Consider the following 22533-nt stretch of genomic DNA (forward strand, 5'->3'; position numbering starts at 1 on the left):
GGAGCGACTCATGTCCACCGCCACCGCCTTCGCCGCCGACGTGTCCGTCGTACCCCGGCCAACGATCCCGCTGCGCCCGGCCGCGCGCGCCGACGCCGCCAAACATCCGGCCGCCCGCTGCTCGGCCTGCGCGATGCGCTCGATGTGCCTGCCGCCGCACCTGACGCCCGCCGAATACGGCCGCCTCGACGCGATCATCTGCACGACGCGGCAGGTCCGCCAGGGCGACGCGCTGTTTCGCACCGACGATCCGTTCCAGAGCATCTACGCGGTGCGCGCGGGTTCGTTCAAGACGGTGATGATGCATCGCGACGGCCGCGAGCACGTGACCGGCTTCCAGATCGCCGGCGAAACGCTCGGGATGGACGGCATCGGCGGCGGCCAGCATTGCTGCGACGCGATCGCGCTGGAGGACAGCGTGGTGTGCATCATCCCGTTCGGCGCGCTCGAAGCCGCGTGCCGCGAGATGAAGCCGATGCAGCACTTTCTCTACCAGATGCTGAGCAGCGAGATCGTCCGCGAATCGAGCCAGATGCTGCTGCTCGGCACGATGTCGGCCGAGCAGCGCGTCGCGCATTTCCTGCTGAACCTGTCGTCGCGGTTCGAGGCGCGCGGCTATTCGGCGACCGAATTCAACCTGCGGATGACGCGCGAGGAAATCGGCTGCTATCTCGGGATGAAGCTCGAAACCGTCAGCCGGATGTTCTCGCGGTTCCATCGCGAAGCGCTCGTCGAAACGCGCGGCAAGCGCGTGCGCATCATCGACGCGCAAGCGCTCGCGCGGGTCTGACGCAGGGCGCCGGATCGCCGGCGCCACGTCATTGCATGGTGTCGCGCAGCGCCGCCGTGGCGGCGCCCCGCTGCCACGCAATCAGCGCGTGCTCGGCCTGCGCGAACGCGCGACGCAGCGCATCGTCCACATCGGCGCCGACGCATGGCGGCAGCGGCAAAGGCCTGAGCGCCGCGTCGTGCATCATCAGGTCGACCCGTACGTCGTACACGCGCTCGCCATCGGCCGCCGTGCGCAATTCGATCGCGAGGTGGCAGCCGTCGATCAATGCGCGAAACCGTTCGAGCCTCACCAGTTGCGCGCCGGCTTCGGCCTCGACCGCCGCCGAACCCGTGAATCCCAGGCAGGCGATCTGCATGCCCACGCCCATGTCGTGTCTCCTGACGGGGCCGCCGCTCGTCGACCGCCTTGCAAGTGCCGTCCGCATCGCCGTGCGGGGGCACGTGTTTCCCGTGGCGCGGCGCGCATGGTTCGATCGCGGCCGGCCGATAGTCTGCCCGCGCGTGGCTGGCGCGGGACCGTTCATACGTTGAAGGTCTGCGATGCCTTCATCTCGATCCACGTCATGCCGGCCCGCAGCCCTTCGATCATCGCTTCGCGCTCCGTCGGATACGCGTGGCTGTGCTCGAAGGTATGATGAAACCGCGCGGCGCCGGCGCCGTGCTCGACCGACACGCGGCAGCGGAACTCGCCCGATTCGCACGGGCGCGTCTCCACTTCGACCGACCAGTCGCGTTCGTGAATGTTGCCCTGCAGTGTCATGCGCCCTCCTGCGGTATCAGCCTTCGAGCCGGAAGTGCCCGCTGTGCAGCAGCACCGGCCGGCCGCCGATTTCCTCGAGCATGCGTCGTGCCATCGCCTCGATGGCCGGGCGGTGCGCGTCGAATGCGCTCAGCAGATCGCGCTCGAGCAGCGACCGCGCGCCGAAATGGTCCTCCAGCGCCTCGGCCGTCACCGCGCACTGGACGCAACGCCCGTCGACCAGCGCCGAAAACGCGACGACCAGGTCGCGCGCGCAGTATTCCGGCGGTTCGGACGGGAAAGCAATGTGCATCTGTCGGTCTGTCATCGTCGTGATGGCTCCATGACGAGAGCATAGTGGCGCGCGCGGCTGCGCGCTTGACCCACGTCAACCGGCTCGCCGCGCCGCACGATCATGGTGCGGCCGTGCGCCGCCTCCATCCGCTTCAGCCCGCGTCGGGCTCGATCGTCGCGCCGCGCTCCGCGAGCAATTCGCGCAGCACGCTGCGGTGGCAATGGTTTTCGTCGTCGCAGTAGCACCCGATCGAGAACGCGGTGGTCGCCGACAGCGCGGCCAGCAGGTCCAGCACCTTCGCCGGATCGCCGTGCGCCATCTCCGCGCGGAAGTGGCGCTTGAACGCCTTCCATTCGGCGTCGGTTTCGGCGGCCTGCGCCTGCGCGACGAGTTCGGGGCTCGGCGACAGCGTCGGCAACCATACATCATAGTAGTTGCGCGACGCGAATTCCGCCTTCGGCACGCCGCGCGGCGGCCGCCGCACCGTGCCGATCCGCAGGCCTTCGCCGGCCGCGCGCGGCGTGCCGAGCTGGATGATCCGGATGCCCATGTCGTTTCTCTGCTCCTCGGTCGTGCATGCGATCCCGTGATCGTACCGCCGCGCCCGCCCGCGCGTCAGCCGGGCATCGCACATGACGGCCGCCCAACGAAAAACCGGCTGCTCCCGCGACGGGACACAGCCGGTTCTTCATCGTGACGCGCCGAGGCGCGCCGCGTTCAGACGCCGCTCTTCAGCACCTTGCCGATCGCGTCCGCGACGATGCCGACGTTCGAGTCGTTCAGACCCGCCACGCACATCCGGCCCGAGCGCAGGATGTACACGCCGTGCACCTCGCGCAGCGCGTCGACCTGCGACTCGGTCAGGCCCGTGTACGTGAACATCCCGCGCTGCTTCACGTAGCGCGTGAGTGCCTCGCCGCTCACGTGGTCGCGCAGGCCGTCGTGGATCGACTGGCGCATCCGCGCGATGCGGCGGCACATCGCCGACAGTTCCTCTTCCCACTGCTTGCGCAGCGCCGGCGTGCCGAGCACGGCCGCGACGACCTTCGCGCCGTAGGTCTGCGGGTTGCTGTAGTTCGAGCGCACGGCGCCGGCCAGTTGGCCGAGCACGCGGTCGGCGGCGGCCGCGTCCTCGCAGACGACGCTCAGGCCACCCACGCGCTCGCCGTACAGCGAGAAGTTCTTCGAGAACGAGTTCGCGACGAGCGTCGGCACGCCGCGGCGGGCCAGCTCGCGCACCGCGAACGCGTCCGCATCGAGGCCGGCGCCGAAGCCCTGGTACGCCATGTCGACGAACGGCAGCAGGCCGCGCGCCTCGATCACGTCGATCAGCTTCTCCCACTGGCCTTCGTCGAGATCGACGCCGGTCGGGTTATGACAGCACGCGTGCAGCAGCACGATGCTGCGCGTCGGCAGCGCGTCGATCGCCGCGAGCATCGCGTCGAACTTCAGGCCGCCCGTCGCTTCGTCGTAGTACGGGTACGTGTTCACCGTGAAGCCGGCGCGCTCGAAGATGAAGCGGTGGTTTTCCCAGCTCGGATCGCTCAGCCACACCTGCGAATCCGGGAAATAGCGCTTCAGGAAATCGGCGCCGACCTTCAGCGCGCCCGAGCCGCCGAGCGTCTGCAGCGTCGCGATGCGGCCGGCCGCGCGGGCCGGGTGATCGGCGCCGAACACGAGCGATTGCACGGCGTCGCGATACGCGGCCAGGCCGACCATCGGCAGGTACGGCTTCGGGCCGCTGTCGCGCTGCAGCGCGGTTTCGGCTTCGCGCACGGCGCCCATCACCGGGATCCGGCCTTCGGCGTCGAAATAGATCCCGATGCTCAGGTTGACCTTCCGGTCGCGCGGATCTTGCTGGAAATTCTCGTTGAGCGTCAGGATCGGGTCGCCCGGGTACGCGTCGATGTGTTCGAACATGGCTTGAGTCGGTCTCGTTTGGAACAATGGTCGGTCGTGGCCTGCGTCAGCGTGCGGAGACGCCGTCGTGCACCGCCAAGCCCGCATTCTTCTGACGGAAGCGATACCCGATCGCGAGCACCGCGAGCCAGACCGGGATCAGGTACACCGACAGGCGGAGATCCGGCGTCAGGTACATCACGACGAGAATGCCGGCCATGAATGCCAGGCACAGGTAATTCGTGAAAGGATAGCCCACACTGCGGAAGGATGTCTCTTCTCCGGCAACACGCTTGGCCTGGCGGAACTTCAGGTGGATCAGCGTGATCATCGCCCAGTTGATGATCAGCGCCGACACGACGAGGCCCATCAGCACCTCGAACGCCTTGCCCGGCATGAAGTAGTTGACCAGCACGCACACGCCGGTCGCGAGCGCCGACGCGCCGAGCGCGGCGAGCGGAATGCCGCGCTTGTTCACCGAGCACAGCACCTTCGGCGCGTTGCCCTGCTTCGCGAGGCCGAACAGCATCCGGCTGTTGCTGTACACGCCGCTGTTGTAGACCGACAGCGCGGCCGTCAGCACGACGACGTTCAGCACGTTCGCGACCACGTTGCTGCTCAGCGCATGGAAGATCAGTACGAACGGGCTGCCGCCGGTGACGACCTTTTCCCACGGATACAGCGACAGCAGCACGGCGAGCGCGCCGATGTAGAAAATCAGGATCCGGTAGATCACCTGGTTGGTCGCGCGCGGAATGCTGTGCTTCGGATCGTCCGCCTCGGCCGCGGTGATGCCGATCAGCTCCAGCCCGCCGAACGAGAACATGATCGCGGCCATCGACATCACGAGCCCCGATACGCCGTTCGGGAAGAAACCGCCGTGCCGCCACAGGTTCGCGATGCTCGCTTCGGGCCCCCGCTTGCCCGCTCGCGAGCAGCCAGCCGCCGAAGCCGATCATCCCGACGATCGCGGCGACCTTGATGATCGAGAACCAGAATTCCGTCTCGCCGTACGACTTCACGCTCGCCAGGTTCAGCAGGTTGATCGCGACGAAGAACACCAGCGCCGACACCCAGGTCGGCACGCCGGGCCACCAGTACTGCACGTAGATTCCGACGGCCGACAGCTCGGCCATGCTGACGAGGATGTACAGCACCCAGTAGTTCCAGCCGGACAGGAAACCGGTGAAGTGGCCGACGTATTTGTCGGCGAAATAGCTGAACGAGCCGGCGACGGGCTCGTCGACGACCATCTCGCCGAGCTGGCGCATGATGAAAAACGCGACGATGCCGGCCACCGCGTAGCCGAGCAGCACGGACGGGCCGGCCATCTTGATCGTCTGCGCGATGCCGAGGAACAGCCCCGTGCCGAGCGCGCCACCGAGCGCGATCAGCTGGATGTGCCGGTTCTTCAGCCCGCGCTTGAGGCCAGCGCTGTCGTTTCCAGAAACCATGTCTTCTCCATTCTTCCCGCCTCCGCCGGAAGCGGTGCGGCGCGCCTCGGTGTACCGGGCGCTGTTTTTGCTGTGCCGGCGGCCGTTCGTGGGGACGCCGGGTTGGGGACTGCAATTTTCGCGCGGGCGACACCCGATTCGCGTCGGCGTGCCGGCCAGACCGGCCGCCGACTCGTCGCCCATGCCGCATTGCCGCGGCCGAACACGAAAATCCGGCGTCAGTTTAGCGTCGCGACGGCGAAATCGGGTTGCGTAACCCGCTCATGCAAACCCTACATTATGAGATAAGATTGCGCCCAGGAGACAGATGAGGAAACAAAAATGCCTGAACCGCTTCTCGATCGCATCGATCGCCACTTGCTGTCGGTGTTGCAGGAGAACGGCCGTGCGTCGAACCTCGACCTGGCGAAGGCCGTCGGGCTGTCGCCCGCGCAGACCTTGCGGCGCCATCGGCGGCTGGAGGAAATCGGCGCGATCCGCCGTTATGAAACCCGGCTGTGCCCCGATACGCTCGGGTTCGGCGTCACCGCGTTCGTGCACGTGACGATGGAGCGCGGGCATATCCGCGATCTGTCGAAGTTCCAGAAACTCGTGTCGGATCTCGCGCAGATCCAGGAATGTTTCTCGGTCACAGGCGATATCGACTACGTGCTGAAGGTCGTCGCGCACGACCTGAAGGGGCTGTCGACGTTCTTGCTCGAAACGCTGATGCGCATTCCCGGCGTGAGCGGCGTGCATTCGAGCGTGTGTCTCGACGAGATCAAGTGCACGAGTGCGATGCCGGTGGAAGGTTGACCGGCCCGGCGCACCGCGCCGGCGCGCTCACCGCACCGCTTCGAACGCACTGATCAGCAGCGCGCCGCAAGCAATCACGAGGCACCCTGCCGCTCGACGCGGCGTCAGCCGCTCGCCGAGATACACGCGCGCGATCAGCGCCGCGAACACCACGCTCGTTTCCCGCAGCGCCGACACCGGCCCCATCGGTGCGCGATCCATCGCCCAGATCACGATGCCGTACGCGAGCGCCGCGAACACGCCGCCGCAGGCCGCCTTCGCTGTTTCGCCGACATCCTGCGTCAACCGCAGCGGCCCCGCCCGCAGCCGGTAGTACGCGGCCATCATCGCGCCTGTCAGCACGAACATCCACGCGGTATAGCCGACCGTACTGCCGCTCTCGCGCACGCCGATCCCGTCGACCACGCTGTACGCCGCGATCGACACGCCGGTCGCGAACGCGGTCGGCAGCACCTGCATCATCCGGTGTTTCGCGCCGCGCCCGCGCTCCAGCCCGATCGCCATGATGCCCGCGCAGATCAGCACGAGCCCGCATTGCGCGCCGACGTTCAGGCGCTCGCCCGCGAACGCCGCCGCGCCGAGCGTGACCAGCAGCGGCGCGGTGCCGCGCGCGACCGGGTACGCGACGCTCAGGTCGCCGTGCTCGTAAGCACGGACGAGCAGCAGCGTATAGACGACGTGGATCACGGCCGACGCGACGACGCAGAGCCAGCTCGCCGGCGTGATCGGCGCGGCGGCCGGCAGGAACAGCAGCGCGAACAGCCCGATCGCGATCTGCAGCACCGTGGCCGAGCGCAGCCGGTCGCCGCTGCTGCGCACGAGCGCATTCCATGATGCGTGCAGGAACGCCGCGCACAGAACGGCAAACAGAACGGGGATCGGCACGCTCAATACTCCCTGACGGTCGGAAGCCGCACGGTGCACGGCAGGCGTTCATCGTATGAACGCGTCACCGTATTGTCAAAAAAGCGACGCGCGACGCCCCGCCAACGATCCGGCCGGCGGCTCCCCGTCGCCCGCCCGGCAATGCTGGCGTCGCAAGCGACCGGCATGCGGCGACCTGTGACGTGGAGGTTGCGGACAGTCCGCCCCTTTCCGTTCTCTTTCGCATCGCGCCGGGTCGTAATGAAACCGATACCGCGGCGCAACCGTCGCGAAAACACTCCGTCCCCATATTTTCATACGCGGCTGTTCCAATGCGCGTGCTTCCTCACGAGCTCCGCGCCGAACCGACACGGCGACGAGGCCGTTCTCCACCATCGAAGGCCTTACCCTGGAGTTTCCCGATGTTCCGTCAAGCCTTGCTCGTCACCGCCTGCGCCGGCGCCACGCTTGCGCTGTACGCCTGCGGCGGCAGTGACGATTCCACGCCGACGGCCGCCGTGTCGTCGCAGGATGCGCTGCAGACCGCCACGCCGATCAAGCACGTCGTCGTGATCTACGGCGAAAACATCTCGTTCGATCATTACTTCGGCACCTATCCGAACGCGACGAACCCGTCGGGCGAACCGGCGTTCACCGCGAAACCCGGCACGCCGACGCCGAACGGCCTGACGGGCACGCTGCTCACCGCGAACCCGAACTTCACGAACACGGCCAACGGCGCCGACGCGGCGAACCCGTTCCGCCTCGACCGCACGCAGGCCGCGACCGCCGACCAGAACCACGCGTACACGGCCGAACAGCAGGCCGAGGACAACGGTCTTGCGGATCTGTTCCCGAAGTACACGGGCAAGGGCTCGTCCGGCGGCGCCGGCGCGTTCGGCACGAAAGGCCAGGTGATGGGCTATTTCGACGGCAACACGGTGACCGCGTTGTGGAACTACGCACAGCGCTTCGCGATGAGCGACAACACGTACACGACGGTCTACGGCCCGTCGACGCCGGGCGCGCTGAACGTCGTGTCGGGCCAGACCAACGGGATGCAGATCGTCAAGACGTCGAAGCAGCCGTCGACGCTCGCCGCGACCTCGTACTACATCAACGACGGCCAGGGCGGCCTCACGATGATCAACGACGTCGACCCGGGCTTCGACGTGTGTTCGAGCACGACCGACCAGGCGATGATGACCGGCAAGAACATCGGCGACCTGCTGAACGCCGCGAAGATCACGTGGGGCGGCTTCATGGGCGGCTTCAATCTGTCGACGACGAACGGCAACGGCACGACGGGCTGCGCGCGCAGCACGGTCGCCACCGCCGAGAACGCCGCGACCGCCGACTACATTCCGCATCACAACTGGTTCCAGTACTACGCGTCGACCGCGAACCCGCAACACACGCGCCCGAGCTCGATCGCCGCGATCGGTTCGAGCGTCGAGACCGACGGCAAGACGCCCGAACCGGCGAACCACCAGTACGACACGGACGACTTCTTCGCCGCCGTGAAGGCCGGCAACTTCCCGTCGGTGAGCTACCTGAAGGCGCCGGCCGCGCAGGACGGGCACGCGGGGTATTCGGATCCGCTCGACGAGCAGGCGTTCGTGACGAAGGTCGTCAACTTCCTGCAGCAGCAGCCGGACTGGCAGAACACGGCCGTGATCGTCACCTATGACGACTCGGACGGCTGGTACGACCACGTGTACACGGCGCCGACGCACGCATCGTCGGACCCGGTCGACCAGCTCAACGGCGCCGGCAAGTGCGGCACGGGCGGCACCACCGGCGTGAACGGCGCGACCGTGAACGGCCGCTGCGGCCCGGGCGTGCGCATTCCGCTGGTCGTGATCTCGCCGTACGCGAAGCAGAACTACGTCGACCACACGATGCTCGACCAGGCGTCCATCGTGCGCTTCATCGAGGACAACTGGCTCGGCGGCCAGCGGATCGGCGGCGACTCGTTCGACGCGACGGCCGGCGACCTGCGCAACCTGTTCGACTTCACGTCGAAGCCGAACACGACGCCGCTGTATCTCGACCCGACGCTCGGCACCGTGCTGAGCACAGCCCCGGCGATCTGACCGGTACGGCCTGAACGCATGGCCGGCGCATCGCGCGCCGGCCGTTTCCATTTAACGCGCCGCCTCGTGCGGCGCCCGATTTTCGACCGACAGCATGACAGCTCGCCCCGCGTTTCCATCTCCCGATGCGTCCGGCACGCCCGCGCCGCGCGCCCCTTCCCGCGTGCTGCGCCGCGCGGCGTTCGTCCTCGGCGCGGCCGTGCTCGGCTATGGCGCGTTCGCGATCGCGTTTCCCGCGCAGGTGCCGGCGGCGATCGGCACCGCGGTCGCCGACTGGACCGGCGCGAACCCGCATCCGGTCGTGCTCCAGCGGCCTGCCGCGCAGCCGTTGTCGGCGGTCGCGCAGCTCGGGCGCGCGCTGTTCCACGATCCGTCGCTGTCGGCGTCGGGCAAGCAGTCTTGCGCGTCGTGTCACAGCCCCGATCACGCGTACGGCCCGCCGAACGCGCTCGACGTGCAGCCGGGCGGCCTCGCGATGACGCAGCAGGGCTATCGTCCGCCGCCGTCGCTGATGTACCTGTACCGTCAGCCGAATTTCAGCATCGGCCCCGATGCCGGCGAGAACGACGCCGCGCCGAGCGTCGCGCAGCAGGCCGCGGCGGCGGCCGGCGTCGTCAAGGCGCAGAAGGTGGCCGGCACGTCGGCGGCGCCGCAGCTCGTGCCGCAGGGCGGGATGTTCTGGGACGGCCGCGCCGATACGCTGCAGCAACAGGCGTTCGGGCCGCTGCTGAATCCGGTCGAGATGGCGAACGCGAGCATCGACGACGTCGCGCGCAAGCTCGCGCAGTCGTCGCATCGCGCGCAGTTCGAGCAACTGTTCGGCGCGCGCGTGTTCTCCACGCCGCAGCTCGCGGTATCGGAAGCGATGTTCGCGATCGCGCGCTACCAGGTCGAGGATCCGTCGTTCCATCCGTACGACAGCAAGTACGACCGCTGGCTCGAAGGCCGCGCGCGCCTCACGCAGGCCGAATTGCGCGGGCTGCGCCTGTTCAACGATCCGGACAAGGCGAATTGCGCGGGCTGCCACCTGTCGAAACCCGGCAAGGACGGGCTGCCGCCGATGTTTACCGATTACCAGTACGAGGCGCTCGGCGCGCCGCGCAACCGGGCGCTCGCGCAGAACCGCAACCCGGCGTTCTACGATCTCGGCGTGTGCGGGCCGTTCCGCGACGACCTGAAGGACCAGACGCAGTACTGCGGGATGTTCCTGACGCCGACGCTGCGCAACGCGGCGACGCGCCACGTGTTCTTCCACAACGGCGTATTCCATACGCTCGACCAGGTGATGGCGTTCTACAACGAGCGCAGCATCTCGCCGCAGAAGTTCTATGCGCGTGGCGCGGACGGCAAGGTCGACGAATACGACGACATCCCGCCGAAATATCGCGCGAACGTCGACGTGACCGACGCGCCGTTCGATCGCAAGCCGGGCGACAAGCCTGCGATGACGGCGCAGGACATCAAGGATATCGAAGCGTTTCTCGGCACGCTGACGGACCCGCCGCCGCAGCGCTGAACGCCGGCCGAGCGCAGCGCCGCGTCAGCAGCACGCGCGAATGCAGAGAAACGCCGGCGCGAGCGACAGCTCCGCATGAAGCCGTTCCGACACGGCTTTCATTTCCGGCAGCGGCTTCGGTTCGACGAAGCGGTCGAGCCGCCAGCCGCCGTCGGCGACCGCGTTCAGGATGTCGGCGAGCGGCCGCCGCCATGCTTCGACGTACGGCCTCGGCTTGCCGAACCCCGACCAGTGAAAACCGAAACGCGAAGTGTCGAAGTACGTGCCGTCGCCGCGCGTGCGTTCGTCCATCCAGTCGCGCATCGGATGCGCCATCGAGAACACGAGCGTTCCTCCCGGACGCGCGACACGCCGGAATTCCCGCAGCGTCGGTGCGAGGTCGCGCACGTAGTCGAGCGCGAGCGAGCACAGCACCTTGTCGACCGACGCGTCGGGCAGCCACGCGAGCGGCGCCTCCAGATCGCCTTCCGTGACGTCGACCGCGAGCCCCGCGCAGCGCGTTCGCGCGAGCGCAACCATCTCGGGCGTCACGTCGAACGCATGCACGGTCGCGCCGCCCTGGGCGAGGTGCGCGCTGCAGATGCCGGGCCCGCAGCCGGCATCGAGCACCGTCAGGCCGTCCACGTCGCCGAGCAGCGCCAGGGTGGCCGGACGCTCGTAGAGCGCGTTGTGCGCCTTGGTCGGCGCGATGTCCGCATAGCGTTGCGCGAAGCTCGCGTAAGCGCGGCGGCCAGGCGATTGGGTCGGGTCATTCGGTTCGGTCATCCGGCATCCGTCGGTGGAAACTGGGCTGGCCGATTCTGCCCGATCGGACGACGGATGGCGACCTGGACGGCGATCTTGTCGCGCCTGCGTCACGACAGGCTGTCGAGCAACCGATACCAGGCGACCCCGGCCGCGATGTAGAAGCGCTGCAGCCCGTGCAACGGAATCGGCCGGATCGGCGTGACGCGCAACGGCAGCGGCAGTTGCGCATCGCCCGACAGATGCGCGGCCAGGTGCTTGCCGAGCGTCGTCGCCATCGCGATGCCGCGGCCGTTGTAGCCGAGCGCGATCGTCACGCCCGGCGCGGGCTCGTGCACGTGCGGCAGGAAATCCGCGGTGATCGCGACGCGCCCCGCCCAGCGGTATTCGAACCGGACACCCTTCAGTTGCGGATACAGCAGCGTCGTCGCGCGTTCGAGATGGCGCCAGTCGCTCGGCGCGCGCGGGTCGGCGAACGGGCCGCGGCCGCCCATCAGCAGGCGCCCGGCCGCGTCGCGGCGGAAGTACAGCAGCAGGCGCCGCGCATCCGATGCGACCTCGCCGCCGGCGAGGATGTCGCGGCCAAGCGCCGGCGCGAGCGGTTCCGTCGCGACGATGAAACTGTTCGCGGCGATCACCGACTGGCGCAAGCCGGGCCACAGCCCGTCCGTGTAGCCGTTGGTCGCGATCACGACGCGCTCCGCCGACAGCGTCGCGCCGCCGGACGTCGCGATCCGCCAGCGGCCGTCGGCCCGCGTCAGCCCGACGGCGCGGGTCGCCCCGTGCACGACGGCTCCGCTTGCCTGCGCTGCGCGCACGAGGCCGCGCGTATAGCTGAGCGGCTGCACGCTGCCCGCGCGGCGATCGATCCAGCCGCCCGCATACGCTGGCGTGCCGAGCCGCCGCGCGACGTCGTCGCGGCCGAGCACGTCGACCGGCGCGCCGCGCGCGGCCCATTGCTGCGCGCGGCGCGCGACCGTATCGAGCATCGCGGCGGTCGGCGCCGGCTGGATCCAGCCTTCGCGACGCGCATCGCAGTCGATCGCGTGCCGCGCGATCAGGTCGAACACCGTGTCGGCCGCGCCGCCGACGATGCCGGCAAGCTGCTCGCCGGCCGCGTCGCCGAACCGGCGCACCAGTTCGTCGGGGTCGTATTTCAGCCCGGGAATCACCTGCCCGCCGTTGCGGCCCGACGCGCCCCACCCCGGCTGCGCGCCGTCGATCACGCGGACGTTCACGCCGCGTTCGGCCAGATGAAGTGCGGTCGACAGGCCGGTGAAGCCGGCGCCGACGATCGCCACGTCGCACGACGCGGACGCGTCGAGCGCGGGCGTATCGGGCGCCGGCGCGGCGGTCGCCGCCCACAGCGAATCCGGCCACCGCGAGCCGGGCCATCCGGGTGCCGCGTTCGTTGCGCTCATGTTCGATCCGGGTGGTCGGCGCCGTCCGACGCCAGCAAGCGGCGCAGGAATTCCTGCGTACGGGGATGCGTCGGCTGCGTGAGCACGTCGCGCGCCGGTCCGCTCTCGCAGATCGTGCCGTCGTGCAGGAAGCACACGCGATCGGCCACCTCGCGTGCGAATGCCATTTCATGCGTGACGACCACCATGGTCATCCCGTCGCGAGCGAGCCCGCGCATCACGCCGAGCACTTCGCCGACGAGCTCGGGGTCGAGTGCCGACGTCGGCTCGTCGAACAGAATCGCCTGCGGCTCCATCGCGAGCGCGCGCGCGATCGCGACGCGCTGCTGCTGCCCGCCCGACAGCTCCGACGGATACGCATTCATCCGGTGCGCGAGCCCGACCTTGTCGAGCAGTGCGCGGGCCTGCTCGCGCGCCTGCGCGGCCGGCATGCGCCGCACGTGCACGGGCCCTTCCATCACGTTCTCGAGCGCGGTGCGGTGCGCGAACAGGTTGAAGCGCTGGAACACCATGCCGACCCGCATTCGCAATTCGTGGATCCGCTTCGAATGCGCGTCGACCTTCACGCCGTCGATCGTGATCGACCCTTCGTCGTAGGTCTCGAAGCCGTTGATACAGCGCAGCACGGTCGACTTGCCGGAACCCGACGGCCCGATCAGGCACACGACCTCCCCCTGCCGCACGTCGAGGCTCACGCCCTTCAGCACCGCGTGCTGCTGAAACCGCTTGTGTATCGAATCGATCCGGATCATGCGCCTCTCCTCAGTGCGAGCCGCTTGCCGAGCCGGTTCACGCCGAACATCAGCGGCAGGCCGAGCGCGAGATACAGCAGCGCGACGAGCGTGTAGACGCTCATGTTCTGGAACGTCGACGACGCGATCAGCTGGCCGGCGCGCGTGATCTCGGCGACCGTGATCGTCGACGCGACCGACGAATCCTTCAGCAGCATCACCAGCGTGTTGCCGTACGGCGGCAGCGCGATGCGGAACGCCTGCGGCAGCACCACGCGCCGCATGATCATCGGCCCACGCATGCCGATCGCGTGCGCGGCTTCGATCTGGCCGCGGTCGATCGCCTCGATGCCGGCGCGGAAATTCTCGGCCTGATACGCCGAATACGCGATGCCGAGGCCCAGCACGCCAGCCTGGAACGCCGACAGTTGCACGCCGAGATCGGGCAGCACGAAGTACATGTAGAACAGTTGCACGATGATCGGCAGCCCGCGGATCACGTTGATGATCGTGCTGCCGGCCGTCGATACGGCCCGATTGCGCGACACCTTCAGCAATGCGAGGATCAGCCCGAGCACCGAGCTGAGCACGAACGCGCATGCGGTGATCTCGATCGTGACCACCGCGCCCTTCAGCAGGATCGGCAGGAAATCGATCGCGTTCTGGAAAAACATGAGGTCTCCTATGCGACGCCCGGACGGCGCGCCGCCGTGGATGCCCGCGACGTGCGGGCGATACCGGTCGGAACTTGGGCGCGGACGCTCAGCTCATGTGCCACTTCTGCAGGATCTGCTGCAGCGTGCCGTCGCTCTTCATCTTGCGGATCGCGCCGTTGAGCTGTTCGAGCATGGCGGTGTCGCCCTTGCGCACGATGAAGCACACCTGCCCCTTCACGACGCTCTGGTATTCGGGCACGAGCCGCACCTGGCGATTGACGCCGTGCTCGATCTGGTACGCGACGATCGGCTGGTCCGCGAAGCCGGCCTTGATGCGCCCGAGCGCGACGTCGCGCATGATGTCGGCGATCGAATCGTAGGTCCGGACTTCCTTGAAGATGCCCTTCTTGTTGAGCGCATCGACGAACGCCGTGCCGACCTGCGCGCCGACCGCCTGCCCCTTGAAATCGTCCATCGACGTGTAGCGGCCCGGGTCGTCGGCCTTCACGATCAGGCCTTCGCCGAACGAGTAGATGGTGTCGGAGAAATCGACGACCTGCTGGCGCGCCGGCGTCTTCAGCATCGCGGCCGAGATGATGTCGATCTTCTGCGTGGTGAGCGACGGGATCAGCGCGGAGAACACGGTCTGCTGCACGTCGACGCGAAACCCGGCCGACTTCCCGGCCGCGGTGATCGCATCGACCATCATCCCCTGGATCGAATTGCTCTTGACGTCGAGAAACGTGAACGGCACGCCGGTGGCCGTCGCGCCGACCTTCAGCGTGGGCTCCGCGGCAACGGCGCTCGCCGAAGCAGTGGAGAGTGCGATACAGGTGGCGAAACCGGCGGCCAGTGCGCCGAACCGCTTGATGAATGGAACCATGGTGACTCCTTCTCGAATAATCCGATGCGCCGGCCGGCCGCTGATCGACACTGCGACGATGACCCGATCTTAGAACGAATCAAAAATATCGCAAACAGATTTTTGCGTATCGATATTCGATACGATATGATGCGATATCGAATCGCTCGCGCCCCTCGCCATGGACACCTTGCCCGACCAAGCAAACGATCTGCTGTTCAACCAGTCGCTGGAAAAAGGGCTGAACGTGCTGCGCGCGTTCAGCGCGAAGCGGCGCACGATGACGCTGGCGGAAGTGGCCGACGCGGCGGGGATGACGAAAAGCTCCGCGCAGCGGATGGTCTACACGCTCGAGAAGCTCGGCTACATCCGCAAGCATCCGGTCACGCGGCGTTACCAGCTCACGCCGCACGTAATGCGGATCGGCTTCAACTATCTCGCGGCCGACACGTTGATCGACGTCGCGAATCCGTTCCTGTCCGAGCTCACGAACCTGACCGGCGAAACCACCAACCTCACCGAGCCGGACGAGGATGAAATGGTGTACGTCGCGCGTTTCGTGTCCACCAAGTTCGTGCCGATCCACATGCCGATCGGCAGCCGTATCCCGATGTATTGCACGGGCTCCGGCCGTGCGTTCCTGAGCGCGTTGCCGCCGGACGATGCGCGCGCGCGGCTCGACGGCATGGTGCGCACGCCGCATACGCCGCGCACGGTCACGGCGCTCGACGATCTCGTCGCATTGCTCGATGGCGCGCGGCGCGAAGGCTACGCGACCAACCAGGAAGAATTGTTCATCGGCGACATGTCGATCGCCGCACCGGTGCTCGGCAGTCAGGGACAGCCGGTCGCGGCCGTGCACGTGGTCGCGCCGACGAGCCGCTGGACGTTCGACGACGCGCGCCGCAAGCTCGCGCCGGCGGTGATCGACTGCGCGCGCGGCATCAGCAATTCGATCCGCACGCTTGAATAGCGCCGGGGAAATGACGCGCGGCGCGCGGCTGCATTGCGCAGCGGCGTTTGATCGCTACCGCGGCTTTGGGGAATGCTCGGCCCGGTAGGTACCGTTCGGGCGCAATACGAGCTTCTTCGCCGCAGCGTCCAGTTCCTTGCCGTGATACAGATCGAGGCACTTCAGGAAGTCGAACTTCACATCCCGGACTTCGGATTCGACAATCGGATTCCGATAGTCGCGCGCCAGAGACTTCGCGACCAGCGCGTGAATCACGTCCGGCGCACGTTCCATGTCGTAGTAGGTCCAGTCGCGCAACGCGCTGGCGCTGCTGCCGATGTCCGTGCTCGCGCCGGGCTCGTGCTTGTAAGCGGTAGCCAGGCACTCCGCGAGCACCATGTCCTTGAAGTCCTGGAGGTAAGTCCGTGAGCCGGCTTCGGGCGACGGCTGTGCGGCGTCCTTCGCCACGACCATCGCCGGTTGAAACGCGATGCACGCGAACGCGGCAGCGATCCGGACTCCCCTCATGACAAGCTCCAAAAGTTTGCGCGATCGGTACGATACCGCGCGCCCGGCTCGTTGAAGTAGCAATGGTCGTAACATGTGCGCCCGTTGAATAGCGTGGCTCGGCTCCATGCCATCCCGATCGATGTTGCGCAACGCGCGGCCCGTGCCGCGAGACCCGGATCGAACCTTGACGTGGAAAAGTATTGCCGACTGTCGCGGCCCTGAATGGAAGGGTTTCGACAAGAAAGAGCGACTGGATACGCATCGGTCTGCGAGCCTGTTCGCCCACCCGCCTCCTCGTTTTCCCCGATCCCGTTCGACTTGACTCGGCTCCCCCGATCGTCAAGACTTCACCCATCGACAGTGTGATCACAGATCGCAGATCAAACCCAGGAGAACCCCGCCTTGCCGCCTCGTATCGTTCCCCCCGCCCTGAAAGCCATCGAACAGGAAACGATGGGAGACAAGGTCTACCAGCAACTGCGCGAAGCGCTGATGAGCGGCCGCTTCGCGCCTGGCCAGGCGCTGAGCCTGCGCAGCGTCGCCGAGGCGGTCGGCTCGTCGACGATGCCCGTGCGTGCCGCGCTCACGCGGCTGCGCGCCGAACGCGCGCTGGTCGACGGCCCGAATCGGGCGCTCGTCGTCCCACCGATGACGCTCGACATGCTCGACGAACTGCGCGACGTGCGCATCGCGCTCGAAGGCTGCATCGCCGAGCGCGCGTGCGCCCGAATGACCGACGCGCAGATCGCGGCCGTGCGCAAGACCTGCGAAACGATGCAGGCACACGCCGAGGCCGGCCGCTCGCGCGCCTACCTGCAAAGCAATTTCGCGTTCCACAGCGCGATCTACGCGCACGGCGCCAGCGAAAACACGCTCGCGATCGTCGAGAACCTGTGGATGCGCGTCGGCCCGTTCCTCAAGATGGTCGCGCTCGACATCCCGCACATGCGGCGCTCGATGGATGCGCACCGCGCGATCGTCGATGCGCTCGAACGGCGCGACGGCGCGGGCGTGCGGGCCGGCATCGCGCTCGACATCGGCGGCGCCGCGCACGATCTCGCCGAGACGCTGCGGGCCGAACAGACACCGCGGACCGTGAACGCGAAACCGTAGCGACCGCTTGCCACGGCCGCCCGCCGCACGAGCGGCCGCCATCCCACTACACCAACGATGGAGACGACCCGGCATGACAGCTTCCGAACTACTGAAACCCTATGACGGCCTGCGCGTCCTCGTGACGGGCGGCGCGTCGGGTATCGGCCTCGAAATCGCCGACGCGTTCGCCGAATGCGGCGCGCGCGTGCACGTGTGCGACGCGTCGCAAGCCGCGATCGCCGCGCTCGCCGACCGGCCGCCGCGCGCCGCGGCCAGTGCGATCGGTGCAACGCTCGCCGACGTATCCGACCCGGCCGCCGTCGAGCGCGTGTTCGCCGACGTGTCGACCACGCTCGGCGGCCTCGACGTGCTGGTCAACAACGCGGGCATCGCCGGCCCGACCGGCGGCATCGACGAAATCGACCCCGTGCAGTGGGAGCAGACCGTCGCGATCAACCTGAACGCGCAATTCCAGTTCGCCCGCCGCGCGGTGCCGCTGCTGCGCGAGTCGAAACACGGCGGCGCGATCATCGCGCTGTCGTCGGTCGCCGGCCGGCTCGGCTACGCGTTCCGCACGCCGTACGCGGCCACCAAATGGGCGGTGGTCGGCCTCGTGAAGAGCCTCGCGATCGAACTCGGGCCGCTCGGCATCCGCGTGAACGCGATCCAGCCCGGCATCGTGCGCGGCCCGCGAATGCGCCGCGTGATCGAGGCGCGCGCGCAGCAGCTCGGCATCGGCTACGAAGAAATGGAAAAGCGCTATCTCGAGAAGATCTCGCTGCGGCGCATGACCGATCCGGCCGAAATCGCCGCGACCGCGCTGTTCCTGTGTTCGCCGGGCGGGCACGGGATCACGGGCCAGGCGATCTCCGTCTGCGGCAACGTCGAAGTGCTCTGAGCCCCCCCTGCACCGTTCATCGAAAGGAATCCATCCGTGGCAAACGCTCGCAAAGTCATCATCACCTGTGCGCCGACCGGCGCGATCCATACGCCGTCGATGTCGCCGTACCTGCCCGTGACGCCGCACGAAATCGAAACGGCCGCGGTCGCGGCCGCGCAGGCCGGCGCGGCGATCCTGCACCTGCACGCACGCAACCCGTCCGACGGCAGGCCGACGCAGGATCCAGCCGTGTTCGCCGAATTCCTGCCGCGCATCAAGGCGCAGACCGACGCGGTGATCAACCTCACGTCGGGCGGCAGCCCGCACATGACGGTCGACGAACGATTGCAACCCGCACTGCACTTCCAGCCCGAGATCGCGTCGCTGAACATGGGCTCGATGAACTTCGGGCTGTACCCGATGCTCGAGCGCTTTCGCGAGCTGAAGCATCCGTGGGAGCGCGAGCATCTCGAGAAAAGCCGCGATCTCGTGTTCAAGAACACGTTCGCGGACATCGAGACGATCCTCACGCGCTGCGGCGCGAACGGCACGCGGTTCGAATTCGAGTGCTACGACATCTCGCACCTGTACAACCTCGCGCATTTCGTCGATCGCGGGCTCGCGAAGCCGCCGTTCTTCGTGCAAAGCGTGTTCGGGCTGCTCGGCGGGATCGGCGCGCATCCGGAGGATTTGATGCACATGCGCCGCACGGCCGACCGCCTGTTCGGCGCCGATTACGTGTGGTCGATCCTCGGCGCCGGGCGCAACCAGATTCCGCTCGCGACGATCGGCGCCGCGCAGGGCGCGAACGTACGGGTCGGGCTCGAGGATTCGCTGTGGATCGCGCCCGGCAAGCTCGCGGAATCGAGCGCCGCCCAGGTCCTGAAAATGCGCCAGGTGCTCGAAGGCCTGTCGCTCGAGATCGCGACGCCGGCCGAGGCGCGCGCGATGCTCGCGCTCAAGGGCGGGGACGCGGTGAATTTCTGAGCGCCGGGCCATTCCCCAACAGCAGCATCCGCAAGCGCAGTGACAAGGCGCCCTTGATCGCCCCGCTCCATTCGAGCGCCGCCGGCGCGGCTCCGTCGTCTGCCCATCCGCTGCGACCGCAGCGGCATTTGCCGAACGCGGCGCGCCGTGCTTGCCGTGCGCGCCGGTTCGCCCTTACCGGAGTCGTCCGCATGTCCACTCATCACGCCCAGGCCTTGCCTTCCGCCGCCGGCGACGCGCACGCGTCGCTGAACCGGCTGCTGTTCCGCAAACTCATGCCGCTGCTGATCGCCGCGTACGTGATCAGCTTTCTCGACCGCACCAACATCGCGTTCGCCAAACATTCGATGGGGGTCGATCTCGGCATTTCGTCGGCCGCGTACGGGCTCGGCGCGGGGCTGTTCTTCCTGACCTACGCGCTTTTCGAGATCCCGAGCAACCTGATCATGCATCGCGTCGGCGCGCGCTTCTGGATCACGCGGATCATGATCACCTGGGGCGCGCTGTCGGTCGCGATGGCGTTCGTCCGCGGCGAGACGTCGTTCTACGTGATGCGCCTGCTGCTCGGCGTGGCCGAAGCCGGCCTGTTTCCGGGCGTGATGCTGTATCTGACGTACTGGTTCGGCCGCGAGGAGCGTGCGCGCGCGACCGGCTACTTCCTGCTCGGCGTGTGCATCGCCAACATCGTCGGCGGGCCGCTCGCCGGTGCGCTGATCGAGCTCGACGGCACGTTCGGCTTCCACGGCTGGCAATGGCTGTTCGTCGTCGAAGGCATTCCGGCGATCCTGCTCGCGTTCGTCGTGTGGGCACGGTTGCCGGACCGTCCGAGCGCCGCGCCGTGGCTCGCGCCGGAAACCGGCCGCGCGCTCGAGCGGAAGCTCGCGGCCGAACAGGACGCGGGCGTCGCCGCGCACGGCGGCCATGCATTCGGCGCCGCGCTGCGCGATCCGCAGATCTGGCTCGCGATCTTCGTGTACTTCTGCCACCAGTTGACCATCTACACGGTGATCCTCTTCCTGCCGGGCATCATCGGCGCGTCGGGACGTCTTTCGCCGGTGGCGGTCGGGTTGCTGACGTCGTTGCCCTGGCTCGCCGCCGCGCTCGGGGCCGGGACGCTGCCGCGCTTCGCACGCGAATCGCGTCATTCGCGGCGGATGCTGTGCGCGGGGCTCGTCGTGATGGCGGCCGGGATGGTCGGCGCCGCGCATGCGTCTCCGGTGGCGGGGCTGCTCTGCGTGTGCGTGGCCGCGTCGATGTTCTTCGTCGTGCAGTCGATCGTGTTCACGTTTCCGGCGTCGCGCCTCGCGGGCAGCGCACTGGCCGGCGGGCTCGGACTCGTGAATACGTGCGGGTTGCTCGGCGGCTTCGTCGGGCCGACCGTCGTCGGCGCGATCGAACAGGCAACCGGCAACGCGAAGAACGGGCTGACGCTGCTGGCAGCCGCGCTCGTCGTCGCGGCGGTCGCGAGCCTCGCGTTGCGTCACGGGCACGAGCGCGCCGACGCGCGGTCGCGCGGCTGACAGGCAGGCTGGAATCAAGCTGGCGGGAGGTGGGCTCAGCCCCGCCCGCCTCTCGCCTCACGTCGTCAGAACAGATACATCGCCCCGACGAACACGACGCCCGAGAACAGCATCGTCGTCACGCAATACCCCATGATGTCGCGCATGCCGAGCCCCTAGTGCAGCAGCGCAACGTTCTCGTCGATTCGGCGCTGGATGTCCATGAGGGTGTCTTCGGTGATGATCCCCTCGTAGCGGCACTTCGCAATGGTCGAAAACTGGCTGGCCACGCCGCACATTCCGTCGATCATGTCGCCGGCAGCGGCTGCGGGAAGCTCCGCTTCCTTTGCCAGTCCGAGCAATGCGGCTCGGTCGATCCGCAGCGCCTCGCCCATGACGTCCATTTGGTGGTAACCGCCCGGCCCCTCGCAGAATGTCACGTCGTAGGCCGGCGCGAGCTTCCACTCGCCGGATCGCGACATGACGTACGCGAAGTTCTTCGGATGATCGTCGCGATTGTTGAATGCGACATTGAAGACAGCCCGTTCAAACGCCCGCGCCTTCTCGCGTACGTCGTTGGTGCACATGTGAGTGGCGCGCAAGAAATTCACGTAATCCAGCGCACCCGGCGTTTTGTAATCGGCGCCGGTGAACGCGGCAACGCTTTGCATGGGCACGCGCAGACCGTCCAGTCGATCGAAACGCCGGGACGCAAATGCCGCCATCCCGTCAGGCAAATTGAAATGCAGCGTGTCCGGGGTCTCGATGCCGCACATGCGCAAGCACTCGGCGTAGACCATTTCGATCGCACACACCTCGGGATGCTCTTGCCGAGCCGGGAACTTGACCAACCACGCTTCAAAGCCTGCCACCGCGGCCGTGGTAAATACGCCGGACCGCGGATCACGATAGACCAGGGCCTTTGGCCTGGCGCCTTGCGGAGAGCCACCGACCTGCAGCAATTGATGAAGGAATTCGCCACCCTCGCCATCGAGAACTTCCTGTACCTCGGCCGCAAGCCGAGCGAGGGGGATATCCTGCTGCGGCGCCAGGATCTCGGGCGCGACGGGCTCGAACGACAGGGCGCCCATTGCATGGTTGCCAATGTAAGCCAATCGCTCCAGCGGCCCGATACGTGCGGCGTTGAGACCGCGGCGTTTGAACAAGCGGTCCATCAGCAACATGCCCCATCCATCGGGCAACGCGTCATAGACCGGTCCGGGCAATCCAAGCTGGTGGGCCGGAAAGTCCTTGCGCAGCCTCGCCCCATGCAATGGGAGCGCATAAGACGACAGTTCCAGCCCCCTCTTGCGCGCGTCGTCGCTATATTCGAATACGACCAACGGGCGCCCCGTGATCGCGGTCGTGGAAACCATCGATCCCCACAGCCAGTGTTCCCCCCAGCCGTCGTAGTAGACATCGATCCGCTCGATCATTTCTGGTTACCCCTCTTGACGCGCCGGCGTTTGGCACTTTTTTCATACCGGTGAACGTCTTCCAGGCTATCGAGCTTCGGCAGGAAAAGTCCCTCGAGTTCCTTGCTGCGTCCCAGAACCATCGCTACACGGATTACCGTCTCGAGGCTCACATTGCGGCCAGCTTCGAGATTGGACACGGTATTGGCACCGACGCCGGCACGCGCGGCTACGTCGCTCTGCGTCAGTTGCAACGCGAGCCGCTCCGTGCGAAGCCGCGCACAAAGGAGGGTGACGATTTCGTCGGGCTTGCGGAAACTTAATTCCAACA

General features: G+C 67.4%; 23 protein-coding genes and 2 pseudogenes. 9 read left to right on the top strand and 16 right to left on the bottom strand.

Translation table 11 applies throughout. The annotated features are described in order from the left end of the window. The first annotated feature begins 10 nt into the window (after positions 1–10). Positions 11–790 (top strand): helix-turn-helix domain-containing protein, encoded by a 780-nt coding sequence (locus tag LGN10_RS05605; RefSeq protein WP_059574432.1) that lies wholly within the window; start codon positions 11–13, stop codon positions 788–790. 28 nt (positions 791–818) lie between these two features. Here the strand turns inward: LGN10_RS05605 and LGN10_RS05610 are convergent, their stop codons facing one another. From LGN10_RS05610 to LGN10_RS05635, 6 genes and pseudogenes are all read right to left on the bottom strand, one after another. Next, positions 819–1160: a metal ABC transporter ATPase gene (locus tag LGN10_RS05610; protein WP_226222126.1), complete on the bottom strand. Its 342-nt coding sequence runs from the start codon at positions 1158–1160 to the stop codon at positions 819–821. Positions 1161–1312: 152 nt separating this feature from the next. Next, positions 1313–1552, bottom strand: coding sequence for a hypothetical protein (locus LGN10_RS05615; RefSeq protein WP_006479066.1), 240 nt, complete (start codon positions 1550–1552; stop codon positions 1313–1315). A gap of 16 nt (positions 1553–1568) precedes the next feature. Beyond that, positions 1569–1859: a DUF1488 domain-containing protein gene (locus tag LGN10_RS05620; RefSeq protein ID WP_059574434.1), complete on the bottom strand. Its 291-nt coding sequence runs from the start codon at positions 1857–1859 to the stop codon at positions 1569–1571. A 118-nt stretch (positions 1860–1977) separates the two neighbouring features. Continuing rightward, the gene (locus tag LGN10_RS05625; RefSeq protein WP_059574665.1) at positions 1978–2376 is read right to left on the bottom strand and encodes a DUF488 domain-containing protein; all 399 of its coding nucleotides are present in this window, start codon (positions 2374–2376) and stop codon (positions 1978–1980) included. Positions 2377–2543: 167 nt separating this feature from the next. Continuing rightward, entirely contained in the window at positions 2544–3746 is a 1203-nt protein-coding gene (locus tag LGN10_RS05630) for an amino acid aminotransferase (protein ID WP_226222129.1), read from the bottom strand. Positions 3747–3792: 46 nt separating this feature from the next. Further along, positions 3793–5179, bottom strand: a pseudogene (locus LGN10_RS05635) (amino acid permease). Positions 5180–5500: 321 nt separating this feature from the next. Between LGN10_RS05635 and LGN10_RS05640 the strand changes: the two are divergent. Then, the gene (locus LGN10_RS05640) at positions 5501–5974 is read left to right on the top strand and encodes an Lrp/AsnC family transcriptional regulator (protein ID WP_059574437.1); all 474 of its coding nucleotides are present in this window, start codon (positions 5501–5503) and stop codon (positions 5972–5974) included. 27 nt (positions 5975–6001) lie between these two features. On the opposite strand, the gene LGN10_RS05645 is transcribed toward LGN10_RS05640, so the two are convergent. Beyond that, on the bottom strand, positions 6002–6859 hold the full coding sequence (locus tag LGN10_RS05645; RefSeq protein ID WP_059574438.1) for an EamA family transporter: 858 nt from the start codon (positions 6857–6859) through the stop codon (positions 6002–6004). Positions 6860–7260: 401 nt separating this feature from the next. Here LGN10_RS05645 and LGN10_RS05650 point away from each other — a divergent pair, with 401 nt between their 5' ends. Both LGN10_RS05650 and LGN10_RS05655 read left to right on the top strand, forming a co-directional pair. After that, positions 7261–8934 (top strand): phospholipase C, encoded by a 1674-nt coding sequence (locus tag LGN10_RS05650; protein ID WP_226222133.1) that lies wholly within the window; start codon positions 7261–7263, stop codon positions 8932–8934. Between the two features lie 94 nt (positions 8935–9028). Then, positions 9029–10450: a cytochrome-c peroxidase gene (locus LGN10_RS05655; RefSeq protein WP_226222135.1), complete on the top strand. Its 1422-nt coding sequence runs from the start codon at positions 9029–9031 to the stop codon at positions 10448–10450. A gap of 24 nt (positions 10451–10474) precedes the next feature. Here the strand turns inward: LGN10_RS05655 and LGN10_RS05660 are convergent, their stop codons facing one another. The 5 genes from LGN10_RS05660 to LGN10_RS05680 form a co-directional block, all read right to left on the bottom strand. Beyond that, the gene (locus LGN10_RS05660; protein ID WP_226222139.1) at positions 10475–11215 is read right to left on the bottom strand and encodes a class I SAM-dependent methyltransferase; all 741 of its coding nucleotides are present in this window, start codon (positions 11213–11215) and stop codon (positions 10475–10477) included. 89 nt (positions 11216–11304) lie between these two features. Beyond that, positions 11305–12615: an NAD(P)/FAD-dependent oxidoreductase gene (locus tag LGN10_RS05665; protein WP_226222142.1), complete on the bottom strand. Its 1311-nt coding sequence runs from the start codon at positions 12613–12615 to the stop codon at positions 11305–11307. Continuing rightward, complete coding sequence (locus LGN10_RS05670) at positions 12612–13367, bottom strand: amino acid ABC transporter ATP-binding protein (protein ID WP_060310980.1); 756 nt, start codon at positions 13365–13367, stop codon at positions 12612–12614. Before LGN10_RS05670 ends, LGN10_RS05665 begins: the two co-directional genes overlap by 4 nt. Next, positions 13364–14020, bottom strand: coding sequence for an amino acid ABC transporter permease (locus LGN10_RS05675; protein ID WP_059574444.1), 657 nt, complete (start codon positions 14018–14020; stop codon positions 13364–13366). The genes LGN10_RS05670 and LGN10_RS05675 overlap by 4 nt, the downstream gene beginning before the upstream one ends. Before the next feature lie 88 nt (positions 14021–14108). Further along, positions 14109–14885 carry an ABC transporter substrate-binding protein gene (locus LGN10_RS05680; protein WP_226222145.1) on the bottom strand — a complete coding sequence of 259 codons (777 nt, stop codon included), beginning with the start codon at positions 14883–14885 and terminating at the stop codon, positions 14109–14111. Between the two features lie 160 nt (positions 14886–15045). Between LGN10_RS05680 and LGN10_RS05685 the strand changes: the two genes are divergently transcribed. Next, the gene (locus LGN10_RS05685) at positions 15046–15837 is read left to right on the top strand and encodes an IclR family transcriptional regulator (RefSeq protein WP_226222147.1); all 792 of its coding nucleotides are present in this window, start codon (positions 15046–15048) and stop codon (positions 15835–15837) included. 54 nt (positions 15838–15891) lie between these two features. On the opposite strand, the gene LGN10_RS05690 is transcribed toward LGN10_RS05685, so the two are convergent. Beyond that, a complete protein-coding gene (locus LGN10_RS05690; RefSeq protein WP_226222149.1) occupies positions 15892–16344 on the bottom strand; it encodes a type VI secretion system amidase immunity protein Tai4 in 453 nt (150 codons plus the stop codon). Between the two features lie 384 nt (positions 16345–16728). On the opposite strand from LGN10_RS05690, the gene LGN10_RS05695 reads away from it, so the two are divergent. The 4 genes from LGN10_RS05695 to LGN10_RS05710 all read left to right on the top strand — a co-directional run bounded on the left by LGN10_RS05695 (position 16729) and on the right by LGN10_RS05710 (position 20808). Next, positions 16729–17439 (top strand): GntR family transcriptional regulator, encoded by a 711-nt coding sequence (locus LGN10_RS05695; protein ID WP_226222152.1) that lies wholly within the window; start codon positions 16729–16731, stop codon positions 17437–17439. A 73-nt stretch (positions 17440–17512) separates the two neighbouring features. After that, the gene (locus LGN10_RS05700) at positions 17513–18319 is read left to right on the top strand and encodes an SDR family oxidoreductase (protein ID WP_226222155.1); all 807 of its coding nucleotides are present in this window, start codon (positions 17513–17515) and stop codon (positions 18317–18319) included. Between the two features lie 36 nt (positions 18320–18355). Further along, entirely contained in the window at positions 18356–19288 is a 933-nt protein-coding gene (locus LGN10_RS05705; protein ID WP_226222158.1) for a 3-keto-5-aminohexanoate cleavage protein, read from the top strand. A 191-nt stretch (positions 19289–19479) separates the two neighbouring features. Further along, a complete protein-coding gene (locus LGN10_RS05710) occupies positions 19480–20808 on the top strand; it encodes an MFS transporter (RefSeq protein ID WP_226222160.1) in 1329 nt (442 codons plus the stop codon). 65 nt (positions 20809–20873) lie between these two features. Here LGN10_RS05710 and LGN10_RS05715 read toward each other — a convergent pair. From LGN10_RS05715 to LGN10_RS05725, 3 genes and pseudogenes are all read right to left on the bottom strand, one after another. Next, positions 20874–20963, bottom strand: a pseudogene (locus LGN10_RS05715) (TIGR00366 family protein); the annotation flags it as partial. Then, positions 20964–22223 (bottom strand): type II toxin-antitoxin system HipA family toxin, encoded by a 1260-nt coding sequence (locus LGN10_RS05720; protein ID WP_124859045.1) that lies wholly within the window; start codon positions 22221–22223, stop codon positions 20964–20966. After that, positions 22220–22531 (bottom strand): helix-turn-helix transcriptional regulator, encoded by a 312-nt coding sequence (locus LGN10_RS05725; RefSeq protein ID WP_319000568.1) that lies wholly within the window; start codon positions 22529–22531, stop codon positions 22220–22222. Before LGN10_RS05725 ends, LGN10_RS05720 begins: the two co-directional genes overlap by 4 nt. Between the last annotated feature and the right edge of the window lie 2 nt (positions 22532–22533).

The organism is Burkholderia sp. AU32262, from assembly GCF_020419985.1.
Classification (GTDB): Bacteria; Pseudomonadota; Gammaproteobacteria; order Burkholderiales; family Burkholderiaceae; genus Burkholderia; species Burkholderia semiarida.

Excerpts from the sequence above, each read along its gene's own strand:
- LGN10_RS05615 (WP_006479066.1), bottom strand. The coding sequence starts at position 1,552 with ATGACACTGCAGGGCAACATTCACGAACGCGACTGGTCGGTCGAAGTG.
- LGN10_RS05720 (WP_124859045.1), bottom strand. The coding sequence starts at position 22,223 with ATGATCGAGCGGATCGATGTCTACTACGACGGCTGGGGGGAACACTGG.
- LGN10_RS05670 (WP_060310980.1), bottom strand. The coding sequence starts at position 13,367 with ATGATCCGGATCGATTCGATACACAAGCGGTTTCAGCAGCACGCGGTG.
- LGN10_RS05680 (WP_226222145.1), bottom strand. The coding sequence starts at position 14,885 with ATGGTTCCATTCATCAAGCGGTTCGGCGCACTGGCCGCCGGTTTCGCC.
- LGN10_RS05640 (WP_059574437.1), top strand. The coding sequence starts at position 5,501 with ATGCCTGAACCGCTTCTCGATCGCATCGATCGCCACTTGCTGTCGGTG.
- LGN10_RS05660 (WP_226222139.1), bottom strand. The coding sequence starts at position 11,215 with ATGACCGAACCGAATGACCCGACCCAATCGCCTGGCCGCCGCGCTTAC.
- LGN10_RS05700 (WP_226222155.1), top strand. The coding sequence starts at position 17,513 with ATGACAGCTTCCGAACTACTGAAACCCTATGACGGCCTGCGCGTCCTC.
- LGN10_RS05675 (WP_059574444.1), bottom strand. The coding sequence starts at position 14,020 with ATGTTTTTCCAGAACGCGATCGATTTCCTGCCGATCCTGCTGAAGGGC.
- LGN10_RS05650 (WP_226222133.1), top strand. The coding sequence starts at position 7,261 with ATGTTCCGTCAAGCCTTGCTCGTCACCGCCTGCGCCGGCGCCACGCTT.
- LGN10_RS05665 (WP_226222142.1), bottom strand. The coding sequence starts at position 12,615 with ATGAGCGCAACGAACGCGGCACCCGGATGGCCCGGCTCGCGGTGGCCG.
- LGN10_RS05710 (WP_226222160.1), top strand. The coding sequence starts at position 19,480 with ATGTCCACTCATCACGCCCAGGCCTTGCCTTCCGCCGCCGGCGACGCG.
- LGN10_RS05620 (WP_059574434.1), bottom strand. The coding sequence starts at position 1,859 with ATGACAGACCGACAGATGCACATTGCTTTCCCGTCCGAACCGCCGGAA.
- LGN10_RS05655 (WP_226222135.1), top strand. The coding sequence starts at position 9,029 with ATGACAGCTCGCCCCGCGTTTCCATCTCCCGATGCGTCCGGCACGCCC.
- LGN10_RS05630 (WP_226222129.1), bottom strand. The coding sequence starts at position 3,746 with ATGTTCGAACACATCGACGCGTACCCGGGCGACCCGATCCTGACGCTC.
- LGN10_RS05685 (WP_226222147.1), top strand. The coding sequence starts at position 15,046 with ATGGACACCTTGCCCGACCAAGCAAACGATCTGCTGTTCAACCAGTCG.
- LGN10_RS05605 (WP_059574432.1), top strand. The coding sequence starts at position 11 with ATGTCCACCGCCACCGCCTTCGCCGCCGACGTGTCCGTCGTACCCCGG.
- LGN10_RS05690 (WP_226222149.1), bottom strand. The coding sequence starts at position 16,344 with ATGAGGGGAGTCCGGATCGCTGCCGCGTTCGCGTGCATCGCGTTTCAA.
- LGN10_RS05625 (WP_059574665.1), bottom strand. The coding sequence starts at position 2,376 with ATGGGCATCCGGATCATCCAGCTCGGCACGCCGCGCGCGGCCGGCGAA.
- LGN10_RS05610 (WP_226222126.1), bottom strand. The coding sequence starts at position 1,160 with ATGGGCGTGGGCATGCAGATCGCCTGCCTGGGATTCACGGGTTCGGCG.